This window comes from Clostridium pasteurianum (assembly GCF_001705235.1).
Classification (GTDB): Bacteria; Bacillota; Clostridia; order Clostridiales; family Clostridiaceae; genus Clostridium_S; species Clostridium_S pasteurianum_A.
Genome location: NZ_MCGV01000001.1, coordinates 2,084,132 through 2,108,890, shown reverse-complemented (window position 1 = coordinate 2,108,890; position 24,759 = coordinate 2,084,132). Strand labels below are relative to the sequence as shown.

Sequence of the window (24,759 nt, the reverse complement as noted above, 5' to 3'; positions counted from 1 at the left end):
CTCCTTTCTACTTTTTTATATTATGCTTAGTTTAAGCTCAAGAAATAAACTCAACCTTAACTCAACATGAACTGAAAATGAAATAAAAAATAAATTAAGATTAATTAAAATTTCATTTTCAGTTTAACTTTTAAGGTTATAATAAAATAAACTATGTAATTTGAACAAAGGAGGTAGCCAATGTTTAATATTTTAGTTGTAGAAGATGATATAAAGCTGCGTAAGCTATTTAGTACTGTTCTTGTGAGGAATGGCTATAACACGTTTCAAGCTGGGGATGGTGTTAAGGCATGGAATATTATTGAAGAAAATCATATGGATTTAATTATATCTGATATTATGATGCCCAATATGGATGGCTATGAATTTACCAAGTCAGTTAGAGATATAGACAGTGAAATTCCAATTTTGATTATTACTGCGAAAGAAGATTTTGTTGCTAAAAAAAGAAGTTTTCTTCTTGGAACTGATGACTATATGGTTAAACCTATTGATGTAAATGAAATGATACTACGTGTTGGGGCATTATTGCGAAGAGTTAAAACTGTTCATGATAGAAAACAAACCATTGGTGAAACAACTCTGGATTATGACTGCCTTACAGTTTCAAGAATGGGAGAAGAAATAGTTTTATCGCAGAAAGAATTTTATCTTCTTTATATGCTAGTATCTTTTCCTAACAAAATATTTACAAGGCAGCAGCTTATGGATGAAATATGGGGAGTTAATAGCGAATCTGATTCACAGACAATAGATGTACATATTAATCGTCTCAGAAGGCATTTTGAGAACAATCCTGATTTTGGAATTTTAACTGTAAGAGGTCTTGGATATAAGGTGGTTAAAAAATGAAGAGAAGATCAAAACTTAATTTGTTTTCACATCTTATGATAAGTACCTTTTTAATTATGCTTATATCACTTTTTTTAATAGCATTAATAACTTTTGCTTTATATAAAATTAGTCCTTTTTCATTTACCTTAAATAAAAGATTGATGCCATTCATTGGAGTATTTATTCTAAGTGTAATAATTTCATTGTTTTTTACGTTTTTAATGAGAAAAAGAGTGCTTATGCCAGTTGAAGGACTAATTCAAGCTACAAAAAAGGTGGCTAAGGGAGACTTAAATGTTTATCTTAAAGAAAATTATAAGGAAATTGGTATAAATGATGTAAATATTTATTTTAATAGAATGGTACGTGAACTTCGTGGAATTGAAACTTTTAAAAATGATTTTATAGTTAATGTTTCACATGAGTTTAAAACGCCTATAGCTGCAATTGAAGGGTATGCTACTCTCCTTCAGGACAAAGAATTATCTGAGGCAGAGCATGATGAATATACAAAAATGATTATTGAAAGTTCAAGACAACTGTCCATTTTGAGTAGCAATATATTAAAATTATCAAAACTTGAAAATCAAGAAATTGTTGTTCAGAAGGTCATGTATCAGTTAGATGAGCAAATAAGACAGGCATTATTATTATTAGAAGTAAAATGGAGTAGAAAAAATCTAGAATTAGATATAGATCTTAAACCAGTTAACTTTTATGGAAATGAAGAATTGCTTATGCAGGTGTGGGTTAATTTACTTAGTAATGCAATTAAGTTTACTCCTGAAAATGGTTCTATTCACATAGCTATGCAGCAGAATTATAATTGGGTAACGGTAGAAATTTCTGATACAGGTATAGGTATGATAGAGGACACTAGGAAGCATATATTTGAAAAATTTTATCAAGGAAATAAGAACCGTAATGTGGAAGGAAATGGGCTTGGACTCACACTTGTAAAGAGAATTGTAGATTTATGCGGCGGCAAAATTGACGTGCAAAGTGAATATGGAAAAGGTTCAACTTTTATAGTTGAGTTAGAAAATAATTATACCAAAGAAAAAGGAGAAGTGCGATGAAACTGAGAAGTAAATTAACTTTAATAAGAATCATATTAGTTCTGGCATTTTTTATATTTATTATGGTACGTAAGATACCTTTTGGACAAAGTATAGCAATATTTATATTTGTATTATCGGTGTTATTAGGTATTATAAGTAAGAATATGGATCAGAATAAAGGGCAAAATACCAAATTTAATAGAATTATGGAGCCACTTTCAGAAACGCTTTTAATAGCTACAGCACTTATTGCATTAGTAGAATTACATATTATACCTGCATGGACAGCTGCTATAATAATAGGTGCAGAATTTGCAATTTCAGGTTTAATAGGTATAGCTGTCAGTGAAAAAATCACAATTAAAGAAAGTCGATGGGATACAAGTAAAACTGTATTGCAGACAATTTCAGTAATATTCGCGTTATTATGCATGAATTTTAGAAAACTAATAAAGCAAGGTAATTTTATATATATACATATTAATACAGTAGAAAGGTTTTTAAAATGTGGTACTTATATTATATTCAGTGCTGCACTTATTGTAACCATAATTTCATGTGCAGATTATTTTAGCAGCAACAGAAGTTTATTTATGAATGATAAATGAGAGTATAAAATTATGTTGCAATATAGAAAATATTATATAAACTAGATGAAGAAAAAGATATAACCAATTTTCAAGATGGAAAGGGGATACGTCATGGATATTAGCATTAGGCAAGTATCGCTTGAAGATTTAGATAGGGTATCTGAAATAGAAGAAATATGTTTTCCTGAAAAGGAAGCAGCTTCAAGGGAATCCTTAAAGAAGCGCATAATAACATTTCCACAAACTTTTTTTGTGGCAGAGAAGGATGAAGAAATAATTGGATTTATAAATGGATGTGTTACTAATGCAACTTCTATTTATGATGAAATGTATGAAGATTCCTCACTTCACATTCTGGATGGAGATTATCAGGCAATTTTTGGACTAGATGTTATGCCAGATTATAGGAAGCAGGGAGTTGGGGCACAATTAATGAATTATATGATAAAGATGGCAAAAGTGGCTGGACGTAATGGTATTATTCTTACTTGTAAAAAAAAGCTTATTCACTATTATTCTAAGTTTGGATATGTAAATAAAGGTACATCTAAATCAGTTCACGGTGGTGCCACATGGTATGATATGATTTTAAAATTTTAAAAAGTAACTTTATAATATGGAGGGTGATACAATGGATGAAAAGCTTATAGGAGGAATTCATCATGTTTGCATGAAGGTTAAAGATATTCAGCAAACTGTTGATTTCTATACAGAAAAAATGAATTATAAAATAAGGCTTCAGTGGGATGGTGGAGCAATGCTTAAAGCACCAGATGGTACTCATATTGAAATTTTTCCAGAGGATGAGGAAAAGGGATATGCACATGTGGCATATGTGTGTAGTGATGTAGATGAAGCATATAAACAGGCACTTTCTTATGGGTGTGAATCTGTAAAAGCACCTGTAGATATTACAATCCCATCAAATCCACCACTTAAAGCACGTATAGCGTTTTTTAAAGACATAAATGGTAATAAAATCGAGTTGTTTCATGAATGTAATTAGATAATGGTATATTTTCATATTTATTAATGATTATGCACTTTGCAAGTTTGATATAAGTATACCTGAGTTATCAATATTCATACTTGTTTTATTTTTAAATCCACGGAAGGTTTCGATACAATTTTTAGTTATATCTACCTTCCAAATTTTTTTGAAATCCCTTTTTAATGAAATGTATATGGCTAATTCAGTTGGAACAAAAACCATAGATATTAAAGTCTCAAAGCTCTCTTCCTTTTGAACGGTATTTTTTAAAATTTCAAAAGCATTATCTATACCAAAGTTAATATTTATATTTGAGATATATTCATATGCTGCTTTGTATCGGTCACTTCCAATTCCAAGTACGGTTTTATAATCGGCATCTTTAAATTGTCCTACGGGAAAATTGGTCATAACTAAAAAATTGTCTTTTATGGTAGTAACATCATTTTTACCATTAGAAGTTTCTAGAATAATTGCTCCTCCATTTTTATCTGCAAACATATTATGCAATTTATTGTATTCTGGTGGAACAGGCGGATATACTATTGTTTTTTTATCAAGCACACGAGTTAATTCGTCTATGGATTTTGCAGAATTTAAGAATTTTCTATAAAACTTATCAATTGTCATACAATTTGAATCAGGTACTATATTTTTATGTTTATCTGATAGGTTGCCTTGAAAGTTTCCAAAAAAACCATTTGCATTCATTCCAGCAGTTTCAAGAAATTCTTCTCCTTGGTTTATCTCAAAGAAAAATACTGGAACATCATTGCAATTATTAATTCTAATTCTTGATTCTACATCCCAATAATCAAAGTTCATTGCATATATAGGTTTATCTTTGTACACAGCAATACTTGTACACATTTTATGATTCCTCCAAACATTAAAAAATAAAATACTTATAAGACTATGTTATAATATAAGCCAAAGATATGCTTGACGAATTTTATTAAGATTATTATTACTTCTTTAAAGGGGAAGGTTTATGATATTTTATGATAGAATAGAAAATTCCATTGAGTTCATTGAAAATAATTTAGATAAAAATTTAAGCTTAGAAGATGTAGCAAGAGCATCTAACTTTTCATTATCGCATTTTTATAAAATTTTTTTATCAATGACAGGTTTTACAGTTAGGGAGTATATAAGAAATAGGCGTCTTTCAAAAGCAGCCAACGAACTAATAAATACGCGAAAAAGCATTATTGATATAGCAATTGAAGCAGGATTTAATTCACATGAAGTATTTACAAGAGCATTTAATCAACTTTATGGAGTAAGTCCTACAAAATATCGAAGTGATGGAAAAGAATTAATAACCTTTAAAAAGTATGAGTTATTTGGGAAAGAAATCGAAGATAAATATTCAAAGATAAGAGATTCTATAAAAGTAAGTGTAAAAATTTTAAATAGTGATGAGATTATTCTAATCGGTATGGAAATGTATACTTCAGTGCAGGATACTATAGAGAAAAATACAATTGCTTCGTTTTGGCACAATATGTTTATTCCTAAGATAATACAAATTAAAAATATAAAACAGCCTTATGTTTCAATTGGATATGAGATTCATAACCCAGAGACGGATAAGCTCTATCATATGGCTTGTGTTGAAGTGTCATCAAAAAATATACCAGATGGTATGATATGCAAAATAATTCCACCAACTAAATTTGTGGTTTTCTCCAGTGATAAGGTGCTTAGTCCAATAGAATACAGTACATTAATTCAGTATATTTATGGAGAATGGTTACCTATGTCTGGACATAAACTTTCATCTGATTTTACAATGGATATGGGGTATTCAAGTGCCTATTATTCGGATTACTATTATGCACATGATTTAAGAATTAATTCAAAGCTTGAGGTATATATTCCAATATCATAATTTCTTGACGATACTGATTTTCAGTGATAAACTAAGTCCATAAATATTTGTTAATTAAAAATCAATATTTTTGTCACTCTGAAGCCGAAGGAATCCTGAGATAAAGAGCGGGCAGTAAAAAAGTAATATTTTGTGCTGTAATGCATTATTATATATTATGACCGTATTAGGCTCTTTCCAAATTTGGGAGGAGCTTTTTTATATGGCTTCGATAAGAATATATGCGAATTTTAATACATAAGAAAAAGCAATTATAAATAAGATTTTGGGAGGATTAGAATGTTAAAAGTTGCTATATACGGGAAAGGCGGTATTGGAAAATCTACAATTACTAGTAATTTGTCAGCAGCCTTTGCGAGACTCGGAAAAAAGGTTATTCAGATAGGATGTGATCCTAAAGCAGATTCAAATATTAACTTGCTTGGTGGAAAACCACTTATGCCTGTAATGAATTATATGAGAGAATTTGATGAAGCGCCAGAAAAAATAGAGGACATTTCGAAAATTGGTTTTGGAGGTGTTTTGTGTATAGAAACTGGAGGACCTACACCAGGACTTGGCTGCGCTGGAAGGGGCATTATAGCTACGTTTAATTTATTAGAAGACTTAAAGCTTTTTGAAACTTATAAACCAGATGTTGTACTTTATGATGTCTTAGGAGATGTAGTCTGCGGAGGTTTTGCGGCGCCTATTCGTGAGGGATATGCTGAAAAAGTACTTATTGTTACTTCTGGTGAAAAAATGGCTCTTTATGCAGCTAACAATATAAACAGTGCAGTTAAAAATTTTGAAGACAGAAGTTATGCAAAGGTGTTTGGCATTGTATTTAATCATAGAAATATTGAAAATGAAGAAGAAAAAGTAAAGGAATTTGCAGACAAAGTTAAGCTTCCAATTGTAGGGGATATTCCTAGAAGCAAAGATATTAATAAGTTTGAGGATATGGGAAAAACAGTCATTGAAGGAGATCCTGACATTGAAGTCAGCCAGCGTTTTTTTGAATTAGCTAAGTTATTACTTAAAAGTGAGGAAGTAAAATGAAAAAAGAGTCATATTATATTACAGCAGAAAATTTAGCCGAAGCAGGTAAAGATAACATTCCTTCGGAGCTTATTTCAAATACTCATTTGATTTATAGCTCTCCTGCAACACTTTCCTTTAATTCACCTGGAGCACAGGGGTTTGGGGTTAAACGTGCAGCACTTGCAATACCGGGGTCAATTATGCTTTTAGTAGCTCCCGGATGCTGTGGTAGAAATACAACAACATTAAGCGAGTCCAGCGGATATGGTGACAGAATTTTTTATTTAACCATGGATGAAACTGATATTGTAACGGGAAGTCATCTAAAAAAGATTCCACAGGCGGTAGAAGAGATTTGTAAATGCGCTAAAACTGCACCGTCAGTAGTCATGATTTGTATTACATGTGTTGATGCACTTCTCGGAACTGATATGGAGCGTGTTTGCAGAAAAGCTGAGGAGAGGGTTAATATTCCCGTACTTCCTTGCTATATGTATGCACTGACAAGGGAAGGCAGAAAACCACCTATGGTACATGTAAGACAGTCTATTTATTCCCTTCTTAAACCTATGAAGAAAAAGGCGGATACAGTTAACATACTTGGGCATTTTGCTCCACTTGTAGATGATTGCGAATTGTATGCTTTATTAAAGCACATTGGCGTAAAAAAAGTAAATGAAATCTCTCGCTGTAAGGATTTTGACGACTATATGAGTATGGCGGAGGCAAACTTTAACCTTGTGTTAAATCCAGAGGCAAGATTTGCAGCACAGGACATTATGAAAAGGCTGAACATTCCAGCATTAGAGCTTGCAAGATTGTACCAGATAGATAAGGTTCAGAAACAGTACAGTATTTTTGCAAATGCACTCAATGTAAAATTTGATGATGAAAAGTATTATGATGAAGCACAAAAGGCTATAGATGATTTGAAGAGTGATTATAAAGGAATAATTTTTGCAGTAGGGGAAGCAATGAATGCTAACTCTTTTGAGCTATCTTTAGCACTAATAAGATATGGATTTAAGGTGGCTGAAATATATGCTAGTCCAAATGCTGAAGATTTTGTTTATGTTAGAAAAATTGCCAAATTAAGCCCTGAAACTAAGATTTATTCTAATCTTGAGCCTACTATGATTTATTATGCTTGCAGTGAAGATAAGCTTGATATTACCATTGGCAAAGATGCCGAGTATTATCATCCAGACTGCGTAAATGTACCGTGGAATGAGGACATTCAGCCATTTGGATATGCTGGCATAAAAAAATTATTTGAGGAGCTTAAATATTCACTGGATTGCTCTAGAAAGGAGGCATAAATGAAAGGATTAAGGAAGTATATAGCGCCTTTTGCACCTGATCAATCTGGTGCTGCATCAGTTCTTTACAGCCTGGGCGGAATTATAGTTATTTGTGATGCAGGAGGATGTGCTGGAAATGTATGCGGCTTTGACGAGCCTAGATGGGTCACAGAGAAAAGTGCCATTTTTAGTGCTGGTCTTCGTGACATGGATGCTATACTTGGACGTGATGACAGGCTTGTGGCAAAGCTTGCAGATGCTGCTAAGAAGCTTCAAGCAAAATTTGCAGCAGTAATAGGAACTCCGGTGCCATCGGTTATTGGTACTGATTATAATGCAATAAAGAAAATGGCAGAAAAGAAAATTGAAATACCCGTTCTTACTATAGAAACTACTGGCATGGATTTATATGATGTAGGGGCTGAGAAAGCTTATATTGAAATCTTTAAAACTTTTGCAAAGGATGATATTGCAGTAGATAAAGGAAGCGTCGGTGTAATAGGAACAATTCCCCTTGATATGAGTGACTTAGGAGCAGCAGATAAAATAAAGGATATGCTAAAAGCGCAGGGCTATAAAAATGTTTACTGCTACGGAATGGGAGCGGACTTGTCACAGGTAGAAGCCGCTGGAAATGCTGCGAAAAATATTGTGGTAGCACCTTCAGGGTTAAAGGCAGCACAGTATTTAAAAGAAAGATTTGGTACACCTTATGAAGTTAATTATCCTTTGACTTCATCCATATTAAAGGATGAAATGATTAAAGATTTTGAGGATAAAAAAATCCTAATAATACATCAGCAGGTTATAGCAAATTCTATAAGGGATGCAATACGCAGAATGGTGAGTTCAGATGTAACAGTTGCCTCATGGTTTATGCTAAAGAGTGAATTGAAAGAAGTTCAGGATATTTCCCTTACAGAGGAAGACCAGTTTGTAAGACTCGTAGAACAGGGAAATTATGATGTGATTGTAGGAGATAATATATTGAAACGTGCAATACCGGATTTTACAGGAAAGTATATAGATGCACCACATTTTGCGGTTTCAGGAAAGATGTGATATGAAGTGGAAGAATATAAAACTTTCATAATTAGAATATACGGCATCGTTCAGGGAGTTGGCTTCAGGCCTACAGTGAGCAGACATGCGTCTAAAAATAACGTAAAAGGTAGTGTTTGCAACAAAGGGTCTTATGTAGAGGTATGGGCTCAGGGAACAAGTAGTAACCTGAAAGGATTTATGTACGATTTAAAAAATAATCCTCCAAAGCGTTCATCCATATTAAAGGTTGATGTACATGAGGTAAATGAAGCAAAAAAATTTAATGGTTTTGAAATTATTGAAAGCGAAAAAGAGAAGGGCGAAATTTTTGTATCTCCTGATATTGCTATCTGTCCAGAATGTACAAAGGAACTCTTTGATAAGAATGACAGGAGATATCTTCATCCATTTATAAATTGTACATGCTGCGGGCCAAGGCTTACTATTTTAGATTCCATGCCATATGATCGTGTGCGCACTAGCATGGGTGAATTTAAAATGTGTCCTGAATGTGAATATGAATACACGCACCCTGAAACTAGGAGGTATGACGCACAGCCAGTATGCTGCAATGAATGTGGACCAGAGGTTTATCTCATTGGGAGAAAAGAACGTGGCAGGGATGCAATTACTTATACGAGGAAGATAATTCATGACGGAGGCATTGCAGCTATAAAGGGAATTGGAGGTTTCCATCTTTGCTGTGATGCATCAAATGAAAAAGCAGTAGAGAGACTTAGAAAATTAAAGACAAGACCAGCAAAACCATTTGCAGTTATGATGAAGAGTATGGAAACTGTAAAGCGTGAATGCGAAGAAGTTACAGAAGTTCAAAGAAAAGTACTGGATGGACACCAGAAGCCAATTGTACTTTTAAAGAAAAAATCAAATGGAAAGTTGTGCAGCGCCGTTGCTCCTTGCAATCTTAAGGTCGGAGTAATGCTTCCATATGCTCCTATTCAGCTTCTTATATTTACATATGATGATGATATAGTTATGCCAGATTGCCTTATCATGACAAGTGGCAATGCATCAGGTGCGCCAATATGTAGAGACGACAGGGATGCGGCAGAAGAATTATCAAATATGTGTGATGTAATGTTATCGAATAATCGAAAGATTCGCATGCGTGTAGATGATTCTGTTATGGATTTCTTTCGTGGAAAACCGTATATGATAAGGCGTTCTAGAGGATACGCACCGCTGCCTTTTATGCTTTCAAAAGGATTTAAAGGAGAAGTACTGGCAGTTGGAGGAGAGCTAAAAAATTCATTTTGCATAGGTAAAAATGATTTGTTTTATCAGTCACCGTACGTTGGCGATATGGGAGATTTAAGAACAGTAAAAGCTTTAAAGGAGTCCATTACAAGGATGGAAACTTTACTTGAGTCTAAGCCAACTATTGTGGCATGCGATATGCATCCAAAGTATAATACTACTTATGTTGCTAATGAAATTGGGATCCCTGTTTTAAAGGTTCAGCATCATTATGCGCATATCTTATCCTGTATGGCTGAAAATGATTATTCTGAGCCAGTTATAGGTGTTTCTTTTGATGGAACAGGATACGGGACAGATGGGACAATCTGGGGTGGTGAGTTACTGAAAGCCCATTATGATGGCTTTGAAAGGCTTGGAAGTATAAAACCTTTTTTGCAGGTTGGCGGTGATTTGTCAGCTAAAGAAGGCTGGCGAATTGCGGTATCTATGATTTATAGCATATACAAGGATAAACAAAAGTCAGCTGAAATTGTAAAGAGACTTAAATTATGCGATGAAAGAAATTGCAAGGTACAGTTTGCCGTGCATGATAATAAAATAAACAGCATAATATCTACAAGTGCAGGGCGTTTATTTGATGCCGTAAGTGCTATTTTGAATATTAGAAATAAGTCTTCTTTTGAAGGGGAAGCTTCTAGTGCCATCCAGTTTGCAGCAGAGGATTATAAGGGAAAATATGATGACACTGAACTTTCTAATCTTGTCTATGAAAATTCATATGGAAAGTTAATTATGGCAACGGATGTTTTAGTAAAGGAAATCATAGAGAAAATGCTATCTGGAGAAGATAATCATATGCTTGCTTATTTTTTCCATGATAAATTATCAGACATGATTGCGGCTGGATGTGCATATGCTTCAAAGAAGAGTGGAATTAACACTGTAGCATTAAGTGGAGGAGTATACCAAAACCAGTTATTGCTGAAAATGAGTGTAGAACGCTTAGAAAAATTAGGATTTAAAGTTTTAACCCATAGTTTACTGCCGCCAAATGATGGTGGAATTGCACTAGGACAGGCAGCAGCGGCAATGAATTATATAAACAAAGTTAAGAAAGGAGAATAATTATGTGCGTAGGTTTACCAGCAAAGGTTGTAAATATTAAAGATGGTGTTGCAGTTATTGATGCTTCAGGAGCAAAAAGAGAGGTATCAGCAGAATTAATAGATGAACTGGAGCCAGGCGATTATGTTATGGTTCATGCGGGAATTGCAATTGCTAAAATCACAAACGATGACAAAAAAGAAACAGATGAAATCATGGAGGAATTATAATGGCTGAGAACATAAGAAAAACCGCAAAGGAGATTATTGAGACTTACGATGGTCCTAAGCTTCGCATAATGGAAGTTTGTGGAACCCATACTCATGAGATATTTAGGCTTGGAATAAGAAGCATCATACCAAGGAATATTGAACTGATATCAGGACCGGGATGTCCAGTATGTGTTACCCCTGTTGGATTTATTGATGAAGCTATTATGCTGGCACTTGACCATAACGCAACAATATGTACCTTTGGAGATTTAGTAAGAGTACCTGGCTCAGAGATGAATCTTGCAGGAGCTAGGTCTAAGGGTGCTAAAGTTAAAGTAGTATATTCACCTATTGATGCTTATGAGTATGCTAAAGAGCACCTTAATGAACAGGTAGTATTTTTATCAGTAGGATTTGAAACAACAACGCCTGCCAGCTGCTTAGCAGTAAAGAAGGCAAAAGCTGCGGAACTTACAAATTTTTCACTGCTTACTGCAAACAAAACCATGCCAGGAGCATACAAGGCTTTAAAGAGCAGTGCAGATGCATTTTTATATCCAGGTCATGTTAATGCAATTACAGGTACAAAGCTATGTGAAGAGCTAGTAAGTGAAGGTGTTAGCGGAGTAATAACAGGTTTTACTGCAAATGAAATCATGACAGCACTTGCTGTAATAATTACAAAGTCTAAGGAAGGCGGCAGTTTCTTTAAAAATTGTTATCCGAGAGTTGTAACACGTGAGGGCAGTAAATCGGCGCAGGCTCTTATGTCTGAAATCATGGAGAGCTGTGATTCTGAATGGAGAGGTCTTGGAATTATAAAGGCTTCTGGTAATAAACTTAAAGAGGAATATAAAGAGTTTGATGCAAGAATTAAGTTTGATTTGCCTGAGGTAAAAGGAAGAAGCAATCCGGCATGCCGCTGTGGTGATGTTTTGCAAGGAAAATGTAAACCATCAGATTGTAAAGTATTTGGAAAAGGATGTACACCACTGCATCCTATTGGAGCCTGCATGGTATCTAATGAGGGTGCATGTTCAGCATATTATCAGTATGGAGGAAATATAAATGGATAAAACAGTTACACTGGCTCATGGAGCTGGAGGAAGACAAACATCAGAATTAATAGATCAGGTTTTTAAGGCTCACTTTTCAAATCCTGATTTTACAGCAGATGATGCTGCGGTACTTAATATTAATGGAGGAAAGCTAGCATTTACAACAGATGGATTTATTGTTTCTCCATCAGAATTTCCAGGTGGAAACATCGGTAAACTTAGTATTTGTGGTACGGTAAATGATCTGTCCTGCATGGGAGCAAAGCCGCTGTATTTAACATGTGCCTTTGTTATTGAAGAGGGTTTTCTCATGGACAAGTTAGAAAAAATTGCAGCAGCTATGGAAAAGACTGCAAAGGAAGTAGGAGTTAAAATAGTAGCTGGAGACACAAAGGTTGCTGGAAAAGGACAAGTTGATGGTGTATTTATAACTACAACAGGAATTGGACAACTTATGGACGGAGTTAGTACCTCTGGCTTTAATGCTAAACCAGGCGATGCAGTTATTGTAACTGGTGATATAGGAAGACATGGCTGCACTGTTTTACTGGCACGAAATGAGTTTGGAATTGATGCGGATGTAACCAGTGATTGCGCACCGCTTTGGGGAACAGTAAAGTCTATGCTTGATACATCAAAGGACATTCACGTAATGAGAGATGCTACACGTGGAGGTGTCGGTACAGTTTTATATGAAATTGCTGAGCAGAGCAAGGTTGGAATTAAACTTGATTCAAAGAACATACCTGTAGCAGATGGCGTAAAAGGTGTATGCGGTATGCTTGGTTTAGAACCACTGTATCTTGCATGTGAGGGAAGGCTTGTGGTTTTTGCACCAAAGGAAATTGCCCCAAAGATTGTTGAAACATTACATAAGGGTAAATATTCTGCAAATGCTGCTATTATTGGTGAGGTAACCTCTGATATGCCAGGTCGTGTTATGGTAAAAACGGAAATTGGCGCTGAAACATTATTGCCTCAGCCCGGGGGAGAATTGCTTCCTAGAATATGCTAGTAGTTACTAAGAAAATTACTAAATGATAAAAAATTAAGAATGAATGATGATTTTCCGCCGCTTTGCTCTGGAAAATTATCATTCATTCTTAATTCTTAATTTTTTTATTTAGTTACATTATTATTTTTTTCTAACCTCCATATATGGAAACCACTTCTGTTATTCTTCAGTTTCTCAGCAGTATCTGCATTCATATAAAAAAATCCATTTTCACATTCAAAAAATACCCCTAAAGCAATCATTTTATCAAAAATAGAATCTTTTTTAATACGAATCTTTTCAAGAGTTACAGCATGTTCTTTATCAATTGCACCAGCAGAGTTAAAGGCTGCTATATATTTGTTTTGTCTGTGTAGTACCATTCCTGCATATGGCAAAATTATCACCTCTAAATATTTTTTATGCTTTTAGTATAGTGCTTAAAAGTTTAGAAAAAGTTAAGATGCCTGTAAAGATTGTTAAGAAAAAGATAGTATTTAATTGTCTAAAGCAATTGCGGCTTTGTCTTATCTACACCTTGTAAATTTGAGTCAATTAGCTACAATATAAATTATGATTGACCAGTTCGGTCAAGATAAGGGGGGGGAAGATTATGTACGATAGTTTCAGTGCTTTAAGCAAAGAAAAACAAATAAAAATTATAAATGCAGCCATGAAAGTATTTGCAGAAAGCCCATACAGCAAGGCTTCAACGGCAGATATAGCTGCCACTGCTGGTATAGCAAAGGGGTCTTTGTTTTATTATTTTAGAAATAAAAGAGATTTATATTGCTATTTGTACGAGTACAGCTGCAAAAAAATATATAAAAAAATTCATGAAATAAAAGCATTAGAAGAAAGAGATTTTTTTGAGAGAAATGTGAAAATAGTTGAGGCAAGAGTAATGGCTATGATGGAATGCCCGTATATTTTAAGTTTTTCTTTAAGAGCTTATTATGAAGTAGATAATGCAGTAGCAAATAATATAAAATCAATTAATCAAAGAATTTTAAAGGATGCATATGTTAAACTTAATGACAATGTTGATATAGGCAAATTCAAGAATAAGAATGATGCTAATAAAGTAATTAAAATGCTTATTTGGATTAGTGAAGGTTTTATAAAAGAGAGAATGGCAGAAGGTAAACTGAACTTAAAGGAGATTCAAGATGAGGTTTATGAGTATATGAAAATTTTAAAATATGGTTTGTATAAGGAGGGAATGTAGGTGGAGAAGATTGTATTGAGTTATAAATCCTATAAAGTAATAGCATATCATAAGCAAGGAAAAACGAATGAAAAAATAGTTTTTATGCATGGAGGGGCAATGGATAATTCTATGATGTCATGGAAAGAAGTAATTGAATTGATGGGAAATGATTATGATATTTACGCTATAGACATGCTTGGCTTTGGTGAAAGTGATAAGCCTGATATTACGTACTCTATTCCTATGTTCGTAGAATTATTATATGATGTGCTTGGACAATTAAAAATAGAAAAGACTAATTTAGTTGGACTATCAATGGGAGGGGGCATAAGTATAGCATTTTCATTAAAGTATCCTCAAATGGTGAATAAGCTTACTATAGTTGATTCGATGGGTTTATATTCTAGGATGCCACATTTTCATTCGTTTTGCAGATGGTATGTAAATTCAAAGTTTAATGATAAGTCAAATGAATGGTTTGGAAAGAGCAAGAAGTTAGTGAAATGGGGAATAGCATCAGTTATGTTTGGAGATAAAAATAGAATCTCCGATGAATTGGTTGATGATTTATACAACCTTGTTCATGAGCCTCACAGTGGTAGGGCATGGGAATCTTTTCAGCGTTATGAGATAGGAAAGAAAAAACTCACTACAGATTTGACTTCACATCTAAGCGAACTTACAATGCCAGTTTTAATAGTCAATGGAGAAAAAGATTCTGCTGTTCCTGTAAAGTTTGCAGCAGAGGCAAGTAAAGTTATTAAAAATAGCGAGCTTCATATAATGAAAGGATGTAAACACTGGTCTCAAAAAGAGAAGCCAGAAAAATTTGTGCAAGTATTAAAAAAATTTTTGTTGGTGTAAATGAAGGAATTTGTTTATTTATATATAATTAATAATATTGAAATTACTTTACACATTAAAATAAATAAAAGAAAAAAATGAGAAAAACATGGTACATTATAGAAAAAAATGTTTATATCATCTATAATGGTATTGTATGATAATCCTTTAAAAAGAGGTAGATTCCATGAATAATAAAATAAGGGTTCTAATTGTTGATGATAGCCTGATTTCACGTGAAATAATTTCAATGGGAATTTCTTCATCGCAGAATATAGAAGTGGTTGCTAAGGCGGGGGATCCATTTGAAGCAGCGGACCAAATTTTAAAATTTAAGCCAGATGTGATGACATGCGATATAGAAATGCCTAAGATGAATGGAATTGAGTTCATAAGAAAATTACTTCCACAGTATTCTATACCAGTTATAGTTGTTAGTTCTATAAATGAGGCTGTTTTTGATGCTATAAATGCGGGTGCAGTTGATTTTGTTTCAAAACCAGATGCACAATCTCCCAGTAGTGTAGAAAATTTTATAAAAGAATTGATTAAAAAAATTAAAATAGCAGCTGTGTCTCATATTATAGATAAAAATAAATTAAAAACTAATAGTTTATATGGTAAAGACAGTATAAATACGGATGCGATTATTGCAATAGGTGCTTCAACAGGTGGAACAGAGGCAATATATAATTTACTTAGTGTGTTTCCACACAATATGCCTGGAATAGTAATTACACAGCACATACCGCCTGGATTTTCTACGATGTTTGCTAGTAGACTTAATAATCAAACAAAATTAAATGTAAAAGAAGCTGAAAGTGGAGATATTATTGAAAAAGGTAAGGTTTTAATTGCACCTGGAAGCAAGCACATGGTAATAAAAAAGAAGCTTGGTAAATACTATACTGAAGTCTTTGAAGGTGAAAGGGTAAATGGACATTGCCCATCTGTTGATGTTTTGTTTGAATCAGTAGCTAAGGAAGCAAAGGATAAGGCTATAGGAATTATACTTACAGGGATGGGATATGATGGTGCGAAGGGATTACTTGCAATGAAGAGAAAAGGTGCTAAAACTATAGGACAGGATGAAAAGTCTTCTGTTATCTATGGTATGCCTAAGGTTGCATATGACATAGGAGCTGTTGAGAGACAAGCTTCACTCTCTAATATACCTCAAGTTTTAATTTCAATTTTGAGAAGCAGCGTGTAAACGTTTTGAAAATGCAAATATGGAAGTTAATAAATTAGTGTTAAGTAAGCAATTTTAAAAATAAAAAGTTATAAAAAAATAAAAAGGGGTGGTCAATATGGCAAGAGTTCTTATTGTAGATGATGCAGCATTTATGCGTTTATCTATGAAATCTATGCTTGTAAAAAATGGGTTTGAAGTTGTTGGAGAGGCTGAGAATGGTGAGATAGGAGTAATTAAATACAAGGAACTTAGTCCAGATATAGTAACTATGGACGTTACAATGCCCAAGCTAGATGGTATACAATCATTAAAGTTAATTAAAGAATATGATTCAAAAGCTAAAGTTGTGATGATTACAGCAATGGGACAAGGGAAAACTGTTAAGCGAGCAGTATTAAATGGAGCAAAATCATTTATTGTAAAACCGTTTGATGAAGCTAAATTGGTAGAAACATTAAATAAAGTATTGTCATTATGATATAAGGTTAATGGGTGGTGAGATAATGTCAGAATCTTCAAATGAACCTATACTTGATGCATATATATTCGAAACATCTCAATTTATAGATCAGCTTGAAGCATTAATCTTAGATAATGAAAATGGATATCCAGATGAAGTTATCAATGAAATTTTTCGTATAATGCATACAATTAAAGGTTCTTCAGCTATGATGCTTTTCAACGATATTTCAACTCTTGCGCATTCTATGGAGGATATTTTCTATTTTTTTAGGGAGTGTACTCCAGAAAAAGTGGATTATTCAGCTTTGGCAGATTTATTGTTCGAAAGTATAGATTTTATAAAGGTTGAGCTTGAAAAAATAAAAAATAGTGATGAGGTTGATGGAAATAGCAGTGAACTTATAAAGCAAAATGAAGAATTTTTAAGTAAATTAAAAAATAATCCAACGGAGGTTTTAGGAGAAAAAGATAAAAATTGTAATGATAATAGTGATAGTACATATAAAGCAGTAATTTTCTTTGATGATGATGGAATGGAGAATTTAAGAGCTTATACTGTTGTAAACGATATCGAAGAACTTACAGAGAATGTACATTACTTACCGGAAAATATTATTGAAGATGATGATACATCTGAAATAATAAGGGAAAAGGGATTTCAGATTTCTTTTAAAACAGATAAATGCTATGAAGAAGTAAATGAAATTTTAAATAAAACTGTAATGCTAAAGAAGTTCCAATTAACTAAGTTAGAGAATGACAGTGAACTTAAAGATTTAAATAAAGAAGATAAAGATTTAATAGACAAGCCTTTAATAAAAAAGACTGAAGTATCTGAAAAGAAAAGCTCTTCAAAAACTCATAGTGGGAACGTTCAAGAAATAATAAGTGTTGATATAAAAAAAGTAGACAAACTTATGGATTTAGTTGGTGAAATGGTTATTGCCGAAGCTATGGTTATTCAAAATCCCGATTTATATGGGATGGAACTGGATAACTTCAAAAAATCTGCACGCCAGCTGCATAAGATAACAAGTGAACTTCAGGATATTGTAATGTCTATAAGAATGGTATCACTTGCACCTACTCTTAAAAAAATGAATCGAATTGTTAGAGATATGAAAAAGAAACTTAATAAGGACGTTAATTTAAAACTCATTGGTGAGGATACTGAAGTTGATAAAAATGTTATAGAGCATATATCAGATCCTTTAATGCATCTTGTGCGTAATTGTGTAGATCATGGTGTAGAAATGAGGGAAGACAGAATAAAATCAGGAAAGGACGTAGAGGGCACAATTACAATAGAAGCAAAGAATTTAGGCAATTATGTTATTATTACAGTTTCAGATGATGGAGCAGGGTTAAATAGAGAAAAAATATTACAAAAGGCAATAGAGAATGGAGTATTAACTAAATCTGAAGAAGAAATGACTGATGATGAAATTTACAATTTAATATTTTTGCCTGGTTTTTCTACAAATGATAATGTAACAGAATTTAGTGGTAGGGGGGTTGGTATGGATGTAGTTTCAAAAAATATTGCTGAAATAGGTGGATATGCGTATGTTAGCAGTGAAGAGGGAAAAGGAACAATATTCACTTTAAAGATACCCCTTACTTTAGCAATTATAAATGGTATGAATGTAAAAGTGGGAGAATCATATTATACTATACCAATGAATAACATAAAACAGTCATTTAGGCCTAAAAAAGAGGATATAATAAGGGACTTAAATGGTAATGAGATGGTAATGATAAGAAAAAAGTGTTATACAATTTTTAGAATTCATGAGGTATACAATATTAAAACTAATGTGAAAAATTTATATGACGGAATAATTGTTGTTGTGGAACAGGATGATAAAGTAGCATGTTTATTTGTAGATGAATTGATAGGAGAGCAGCAAGTTGTTATAAAAGCACTGCCTAATTACATTAAAAATATGAGAAAGATAGAGGGGATATCTGGATGCACGCTTTTAGGAAATGGAGGTATTAGTTTAATAATAGATGTTGCTGGATTGATTGTAAATAAAACATGAGAAGGGAGATTGAAAATGGCTGAAGAGGAGTTAATAGAAGAAGATACACAAAAAGATAAATTTCTAACCTTCACAATAGAAAATGAGTTTTATGGTATAGAAATAAAACATGTTATAGAAATAATTGTAATACAGGATATAAGTAAAATACCGGAGCTGCCGGAGTATATAAAGGGGATAATAAACCTAAGGGGAAAGATTATACCTGTAATGGATGTAAGGCTGAGATTTAAGAAAAAGGAGAAAAAATATAATGATAGGACATGCATTATAATTATCGAATTAGAAGATGTTTTTGTAGGTCTTATTGTAGATGGTGTATCTGAGGTAGTAAATATACCAGATTCTGAAATAGTAAGTCCTCCTGAAATAAGTAGGTATAATAACGAGTACATAAGGGCTATAGGAAAAACAAATAGTGGTATAAAACTTATATTAGATTGTAATAAATTACTTAAATATGATGATGTAAAAAATTTGCAAGATATATAAAAGGGGGAAGAATTTATGAATATCTTTAAGAACTTAAAAATAGGTGTTAAACTTTCGATAAGTTTTATAATTATGATTTTAATTGCTGGGGTAATAGGAATTGTTGGATTAGTACAAATAAACACAATAAACACAAATGATACTCTGATGTATGAAAATAATGTTGAGCCACTAAATAAGCTTGTTACGATAACATATGATTTTGGTTCTATTAGAGCTAGATTGAGGGATGTGCTTATGTCAAGCAAGCAAGAGGATATAAAACAGTATGAAGATAATATAAATAGCTATAGTGATGAATTTGATGCAAAACTTGACGAATTTTCAAAAACGTTATCAACAGATGAGGGGAAAAGAGATGCAGATAAACTTAAAAGCAGTAAAAAAGAGTATATGGAAGGGCTAAAGCAGGCATTTGAGCTGGCAGAAAGGGGAAACAATCAAGAGGCAATTAATCTTGCAAGTTCAAAGCTTACAGCTAAGCAAAATGATGTTCAAGTGGCATTAAACAATATATCAAATTTAAAAAAGGAACATGCTAAAATCAATTCCGAAAGTAATGATGAAACTGCAAGTTATGGCAAAAAAATGATTATTGTATTTATTTTTATAGGTGCAGCATTGGGGATAATACTAGGAATAGTTATTTCACGCTCTATAAGTGTTCCTATAAAGAAACTTATAAAAGATGCAAATGCAATATCAGAAGGGGATCTCAATATAAATATAAGTTTAGATTCTAAAGATGAAATTGGAATTTTGGCACAGGCGTTTAAAAGGATGTCTGAGAAGCTTAATGATGTTCTTAATAGTATTAATGCTTCATCAAATCAAGTGGCAATAGGCTCTAAACAGATATCGGATTCAAGTATAGCACTTTCACAGGGGGCGGCAGAGCAGGCGAGCTCGGTAGAAGAACTAACCTCGTCAATTGAAGAAGTGTCATCTCAAACTAATCTTAATGCAGATAATGCTAAGAGGGCTGATGAGTTATCTTCTAATGTCAAGGAAAATGCGGAGAATGGAAACGAGCAAATGAAGCAAATGCTTGTAAGTATGGAAGAAATAAATACGTCTTCAGAAAACATATCCAAAATAATAAAGGTTATAGATGATATTGCTTTTCAAACTAATATTCTTGCCCTTAATGCAGCAGTAGAGGCAGCAAGAGCTGGTCAGCATGGTAAAGGTTTTGCGGTAGTTGCAGAAGAAGTAAGAAATTTAGCTGCAAGATCTGCAAATGCAGCTAAGGAGACAACAGAGATGATAGAAAATTCTATTAAAAAGGTAGAACAGGGTACTAAAATTGCAAATGAAACTGCAACTGCATTGGATGATATTGTAGGGGGAATTGGAAAAGTATCAGATATTATTAAACAAATATCTACAGCATCAACAGAGCAAGCTTCAGCCCTTGAACAAATAAATCAAGGAGTAATTCAGGTATCACAAGTTGTTCAGGAAAATTCAGCTACATCGGAAGAAAGTGCAACAGCAAGTGAGGAACTTGCAGGACAGGCAAAACTTCTACAGGAACAGGTTTCAAAATTTAAGTTAAAGAAAATAAATGAATATTCAGGGCCGTATAATAATGAAATCAATCCAGAAGTTTTAAGTATGCTAAAATCAATGAGTAAAAATAAAGAAGCTTTAAGGAAAGATACAGCGTTTAAGAATGTAGAGAAAATAGATTTAAGTGATAATGAATTTGGAAAATACTAAGTGGATTATCATACGTAATTTAAACTATATATAGTCTTAAAATGTTCATTATACATGTTTAACTTAGAATTTGAATTGATAAAATTACAATAAAGGTAGGAGATTTTATGATTCATATGACAGAAGATGAATTTAAAAAGCTGTCTAGTTTTATAAATCAGAATTTTGGTATATTTATAAAGGAAGAAAAGAAGGAAATATTAGGTAATAAGCTTGAAAAGGTTTTATACGAAGAAAAGTGTAATAACTTTACAGAATATTACAACAAAGTTATTAGTGATAAAAGTGGAAGTAAATTATCTAGATTTATTAATGTCGTTACTACTAATCATACATTTTTTATGAGAGAATCTGATCACTTTTATTATTTTAAAAATGAGGTACTTCCGTACTTAAAGAAAAAGGTAACAAACAGGGATTTGCGTATTTGGTGTGCTGCGTGCTCTTCTGGGGAGGAAGCATATACTATTGCTATGATATTAGATGAATTTTTTTCTGATGAAAAAGCAAATTGGGATACAAAAGTGCTAGCAACAGACTTATCAACAAAGGTTCTTAATATTGCAAAGAAAGGAATTTATAACGAGGATAATGTGAAAGATTTGCCATGTATCTGGAAAATGAATTATCTTAAAAAAATTCAAGATAAGAATTATGAAGTTAAGGATAAGATTAAAAATGAAGTTATATATAGAAGGCTAAATCTTATGAATAGAAAATTTCCCTTTAAAAAGAAATTTCATGTGATATTTTGCAGAAATGCAATGATTTATTTTAATAATGAAACTAGGACTAAGTTAATAAATAAATTTTATGATTTAACGGAGCCAGGAGGATATCTTTTTATAGGGCATTCAGAAACAATTAACAGGGATGAAAGTAGATATAGATATGTTAAGCCAGCTGTATATAGAAAAGAGTAGATACAAGATTTTTATTTTAAGCGAAGTAATAGTATTTTTATTCAATATTTCAAAATACTATTACTTTGCAGTATTTATATCTCAAGATCTCTTGAAGCCAAGTTTAATGCCTTACCGCCAACTTTTACTTCAACAATTTTATTATTTTTAATATTTAACAAAGCAATTATTTCCGATGGCTTCTTCATAGAATAACCTTGCTCAAAAATAATATTTTGGCATTGGTTTAAACTTATTTTTCCGTATTTATATAGGTAACATCCAAGAGCTCCACTGGAAGTGCCAGTAGCCGATTCTTCTGGTATGTCATATAATGGAGCGAAGTTTCTACAATGAGCATTTGATCCATAGAGAGTTTCAAGAGTAAAAGCGTGATAACCAATTACGTTATATTTGCGGCTTATCTGCTCAATTTTTTTGAAATTTGGTTTCATGGAATCTAGTATTTTCATATTTTTTATTGGAACCAATATATCCTTTAGACCTGTTGAAACTATTTGAACAGGCAGAGTCTCTTCTATTTCATTTAGAGTTAAGTTTAAGGAGTCTGCTATTTCTTCTTTTGGAATAATATGATAAAAGTTGGGAATTGTTTGATTCATCATTATTAAAGTATCCTTATTTATACTAATATTCAGTATTCCTGCTTTAGTTTCTTGAGAATAATTGCCGGGTTTTATATAGCCTTCACTTAATAGAGTGTGGTAAGTTCCAATAGTAGCATGTCCACAAAGATCAACCTCACTATTTGGAGTGAAAAATCTTACTTTAAAATCTGCACAATTTGATTTCATTACAAAAGCAGTTTCACTGAAGCCAATAATTTTAGATATTTTTTTCATGTCGTTTTCAGATAAAGTATCAGCATTCATAACTACTCCGGCAGGGTTGCCGCCGTTAGGGGATTTTGCAAAAGCATTTACGGTATAAACTTTTAATTTCATAAGATTTTCTCTGTCCTTTCATATAGAATTATTATTTTAAATACTTTTTTATAACAGCCTCTGCCAGGCATTTTGAAGAATCTATAATATTAATTTCTGGCGAAAGCTTTTTTAAAACAGGATTTATGTCTGTACAGCCTATTATAATATTTTCAATATCTTCTTCTTTTACTTCATTAATTAGAGCCTTTAAAGTCTCAACGTTTTTTTCATCGTCCTTGTTTATTTTTATATTTTTGATTAAGTTATTTAATGTGACCTGCCATTTGTTTTTAAACGCAAATTCATGTCCATATTTTTTTATTCCATTTTGATAAATTCCAAATTCATATGTAGAATTTGTTGCGAACAGGGTTATTTTTCTACTGCTTTTAGGAAGCTTTTTTACTGTTTCTTCTACAATGTTTAAGAGTGGTATATTAATTGATTTTTGCAGTTCTTCAAAATAAATATGCGCAAAATTGCAGGGCATTGCTATAAAATCTACGCCCGCTTTTTCAAGCTTTTGAAGTCCTTCTATTATAGTTTCCTTCATTGCTTTATGATTTATTGGCCTATCAACATAAAAAGGTGTTGGGAGTGAATATATCATCATTTTAGGAAAATCATTATCATTTTTTGCTCCATACTGTTTCTGACATTCATCCACAACAAGGTCTATAAAAGGAGCTGTAGATCTGGGTCCCATTCCTGCGAGTATTCCAATTGTCTTTTTCACATTAATTCATCTCCAGTTTGTATATTGACATCATACTCTTTATGATTATTACTACATTTAGCTGATGTCATCTAATAATTTCTTAACGATTTAACGATTTCTAGTATACCATTTTCAGTATTATTTTGTGCACGGATTATGTGCTTACAAATTACAATTACAATCCTTTAAATTTGGGGCATTTTTATCTTTATCTGAAAGGATAGGATTTGAAACGCTGAAATTAATATTAAGTTCTGGATCATTATATTTTATGGATTTTGATAAAGCTGGGTCGAAATAGGTATCAATTCTCATAGCTAGTTGAGTATCATCTTCTAAAGATAAAAAAGCATGACCAAAACCTGCTGGTATATATATTTGTTTCCCACTTTCAGGATTAAGCTCTACACAAACCCACTTTTTAAATGTTTTTGAGGTGTGGCGCAAATCAATTGCAAAGTCTAACTCACGTCCTTTTGTACAATATAGCAATTTTTCTTGAGCTTTAGGGTGATTTTGAAAATGAATTCCATATACAGTGTCTTTTTTTGGTATATTATATAAGATTTCTTCAACAAAGTTGCTTTTAACCCCTGCTTCTTCTAATTGCTTTTTTGAAAAAGTTCTATGAAAAATTGATCTATTATCTTCTTTAATGTCGTATTCCAATACAAGTACTTCTTCTAAATTTAATTTAGTTACTTTTAACATTGTAATTCCCTCCCATAAGACAGCAAGCATTTTATACTAATAGGGAAAAATTATTGGAAAATCTAAGTTAAACTGTTTTCTCTATAATATTATTTTACAATAAAGTTTGAATTTTTAAAGGCATATTTTAGGCATATTATTAAATTAAATTTTGAATACCTAAAACAAATATTTTTATTTCAAAG

Annotated in this window: 26 protein-coding genes; 21 read left to right on the top strand and 5 right to left on the bottom strand. The window is 32.5% G+C overall.

Features of this window, described 5'->3' with window-relative positions; all coding sequences use genetic code 11:
- Positions 1–180: 180 nt before the first annotated feature.
- From BEE63_RS09265 to BEE63_RS09245, 5 genes are all read left to right on the top strand, one after another.
- Entirely contained in the window at positions 181–852 is a 672-nt protein-coding gene (locus tag BEE63_RS09265; protein WP_066021116.1) for a response regulator transcription factor, read from the top strand.
- Entirely contained in the window at positions 849–1,913 is a 1,065-nt protein-coding gene (locus BEE63_RS09260; protein ID WP_066021115.1) for a sensor histidine kinase, read from the top strand. Before BEE63_RS09265 ends, BEE63_RS09260 begins: the two co-directional genes overlap by 4 nt.
- A complete protein-coding gene (locus BEE63_RS09255; RefSeq protein WP_066021114.1) occupies positions 1,910–2,503 on the top strand; it encodes a CDP-alcohol phosphatidyltransferase family protein in 594 nt (197 codons plus the stop codon). Before BEE63_RS09260 ends, BEE63_RS09255 begins: the two co-directional genes overlap by 4 nt.
- Positions 2,504–2,596: 93 nt before the next feature.
- Positions 2,597–3,085, top strand: coding sequence for a GNAT family N-acetyltransferase (locus tag BEE63_RS09250; protein ID WP_066021113.1), 489 nt, complete (start codon positions 2,597–2,599; stop codon positions 3,083–3,085).
- A gap of 31 nt (positions 3,086–3,116) precedes the next feature.
- Entirely contained in the window at positions 3,117–3,491 is a 375-nt protein-coding gene (locus tag BEE63_RS09245; RefSeq protein WP_066021112.1) for a VOC family protein, read from the top strand.
- Between the two features lie 30 nt (positions 3,492–3,521).
- Here BEE63_RS09245 and BEE63_RS09240 read toward each other — a convergent pair whose 3' ends face one another.
- Positions 3,522–4,346 carry a linear amide C-N hydrolase gene (locus BEE63_RS09240; RefSeq protein ID WP_066021111.1) on the bottom strand — a complete coding sequence of 275 codons (825 nt, stop codon included), beginning with the start codon at positions 4,344–4,346 and terminating at the stop codon, positions 3,522–3,524.
- A 121-nt stretch (positions 4,347–4,467) separates the two neighbouring features.
- On the opposite strand from BEE63_RS09240, the gene BEE63_RS09235 reads away from it, so the two are divergent.
- The 8 genes from BEE63_RS09235 to hypE all read left to right on the top strand — a co-directional run bounded on the left by BEE63_RS09235 (position 4,468) and on the right by hypE (position 13,348).
- On the top strand, positions 4,468–5,370 hold the full coding sequence (locus tag BEE63_RS09235) for an AraC family transcriptional regulator (RefSeq protein WP_066021110.1): 903 nt from the start codon (positions 4,468–4,470) through the stop codon (positions 5,368–5,370).
- Positions 5,371–5,649: 279 nt separating this feature from the next.
- Complete coding sequence (locus BEE63_RS09230) at positions 5,650–6,411, top strand: AAA family ATPase (protein ID WP_066021109.1); 762 nt, start codon at positions 5,650–5,652, stop codon at positions 6,409–6,411.
- Complete coding sequence (locus BEE63_RS09225; protein WP_066021108.1) at positions 6,408–7,712, top strand: nitrogenase component 1; 1,305 nt, start codon at positions 6,408–6,410, stop codon at positions 7,710–7,712. The genes BEE63_RS09230 and BEE63_RS09225 overlap by 4 nt, the downstream gene beginning before the upstream one ends.
- Positions 7,713–8,756: a nitrogenase component 1 gene (locus BEE63_RS09220; RefSeq protein ID WP_066021107.1), complete on the top strand. Its 1,044-nt coding sequence runs from the start codon at positions 7,713–7,715 to the stop codon at positions 8,754–8,756.
- Between the two features lie 6 nt (positions 8,757–8,762).
- Positions 8,763–11,084: a carbamoyltransferase HypF gene (gene hypF / locus BEE63_RS09215; RefSeq protein WP_066021106.1), complete on the top strand. Its 2,322-nt coding sequence runs from the start codon at positions 8,763–8,765 to the stop codon at positions 11,082–11,084.
- A gap of 2 nt (positions 11,085–11,086) precedes the next feature.
- Complete coding sequence (locus BEE63_RS09210) at positions 11,087–11,293, top strand: HypC/HybG/HupF family hydrogenase formation chaperone (RefSeq protein ID WP_066021105.1); 207 nt, start codon at positions 11,087–11,089, stop codon at positions 11,291–11,293.
- Positions 11,293–12,351 (top strand): hydrogenase formation protein HypD, encoded by a 1,059-nt coding sequence (gene hypD / locus BEE63_RS09205; RefSeq protein WP_066021104.1) that lies wholly within the window; start codon positions 11,293–11,295, stop codon positions 12,349–12,351. Before BEE63_RS09210 ends, hypD begins: the two co-directional genes overlap by 1 nt.
- Positions 12,344–13,348, top strand: coding sequence for a hydrogenase expression/formation protein HypE (hypE, locus tag BEE63_RS09200; protein WP_066021103.1), 1,005 nt, complete (start codon positions 12,344–12,346; stop codon positions 13,346–13,348). The genes hypD and hypE overlap by 8 nt, the downstream gene beginning before the upstream one ends.
- A 104-nt stretch (positions 13,349–13,452) precedes the next feature.
- Here hypE and BEE63_RS09195 read toward each other — a convergent pair whose 3' ends face one another.
- Positions 13,453–13,725 (bottom strand): hypothetical protein, encoded by a 273-nt coding sequence (locus BEE63_RS09195; RefSeq protein ID WP_066021102.1) that lies wholly within the window; start codon positions 13,723–13,725, stop codon positions 13,453–13,455.
- A 215-nt stretch (positions 13,726–13,940) separates the two neighbouring features.
- Here BEE63_RS09195 and BEE63_RS09190 point away from each other — a divergent pair, with 215 nt between their 5' ends.
- The 8 genes from BEE63_RS09190 (at position 13,941) to BEE63_RS09155 (ending at position 22,219) form a co-directional block, all read left to right on the top strand.
- Complete coding sequence (locus BEE63_RS09190; protein ID WP_066021101.1) at positions 13,941–14,555, top strand: TetR/AcrR family transcriptional regulator; 615 nt, start codon at positions 13,941–13,943, stop codon at positions 14,553–14,555.
- A complete protein-coding gene (locus BEE63_RS09185; protein ID WP_066021100.1) occupies positions 14,556–15,401 on the top strand; it encodes an alpha/beta fold hydrolase in 846 nt (281 codons plus the stop codon).
- A 166-nt stretch (positions 15,402–15,567) separates the two neighbouring features.
- On the top strand, positions 15,568–16,593 hold the full coding sequence (locus tag BEE63_RS09180; protein WP_066021099.1) for a protein-glutamate methylesterase/protein-glutamine glutaminase: 1,026 nt from the start codon (positions 15,568–15,570) through the stop codon (positions 16,591–16,593).
- Positions 16,594–16,690: 97 nt separating this feature from the next.
- Positions 16,691–17,053, top strand: coding sequence for a response regulator (locus BEE63_RS09175; RefSeq protein WP_066021098.1), 363 nt, complete (start codon positions 16,691–16,693; stop codon positions 17,051–17,053).
- 25 nt (positions 17,054–17,078) lie between these two features.
- Positions 17,079–19,082: a chemotaxis protein CheA gene (locus BEE63_RS09170; RefSeq protein ID WP_081312508.1), complete on the top strand. Its 2,004-nt coding sequence runs from the start codon at positions 17,079–17,081 to the stop codon at positions 19,080–19,082.
- Between the two features lie 15 nt (positions 19,083–19,097).
- Positions 19,098–19,574, top strand: coding sequence for a chemotaxis protein CheW (locus BEE63_RS09165; protein ID WP_066021096.1), 477 nt, complete (start codon positions 19,098–19,100; stop codon positions 19,572–19,574).
- A gap of 15 nt (positions 19,575–19,589) precedes the next feature.
- A complete protein-coding gene (locus tag BEE63_RS09160; protein ID WP_066021095.1) occupies positions 19,590–21,296 on the top strand; it encodes a methyl-accepting chemotaxis protein in 1,707 nt (568 codons plus the stop codon).
- A gap of 107 nt (positions 21,297–21,403) precedes the next feature.
- Positions 21,404–22,219, top strand: coding sequence for a CheR family methyltransferase (locus BEE63_RS09155; RefSeq protein ID WP_066021094.1), 816 nt, complete (start codon positions 21,404–21,406; stop codon positions 22,217–22,219).
- 74 nt (positions 22,220–22,293) lie between these two features.
- Here BEE63_RS09155 and BEE63_RS09150 read toward each other — a convergent pair whose 3' ends face one another.
- The 3 genes from BEE63_RS09150 to BEE63_RS09140 form a co-directional block, all read right to left on the bottom strand.
- On the bottom strand, positions 22,294–23,163 hold the full coding sequence (locus tag BEE63_RS09150) for a PhzF family phenazine biosynthesis protein (RefSeq protein WP_066021093.1): 870 nt from the start codon (positions 23,161–23,163) through the stop codon (positions 22,294–22,296).
- 31 nt (positions 23,164–23,194) lie between these two features.
- A complete protein-coding gene (locus BEE63_RS09145) occupies positions 23,195–23,881 on the bottom strand; it encodes an aspartate/glutamate racemase family protein (RefSeq protein ID WP_242874768.1) in 687 nt (228 codons plus the stop codon).
- Positions 23,882–24,025: 144 nt separating this feature from the next.
- Positions 24,026–24,574, bottom strand: coding sequence for a dTDP-4-dehydrorhamnose 3,5-epimerase family protein (locus tag BEE63_RS09140; protein ID WP_066021092.1), 549 nt, complete (start codon positions 24,572–24,574; stop codon positions 24,026–24,028).
- Positions 24,575–24,759: the final 185 nt, after the last annotated feature.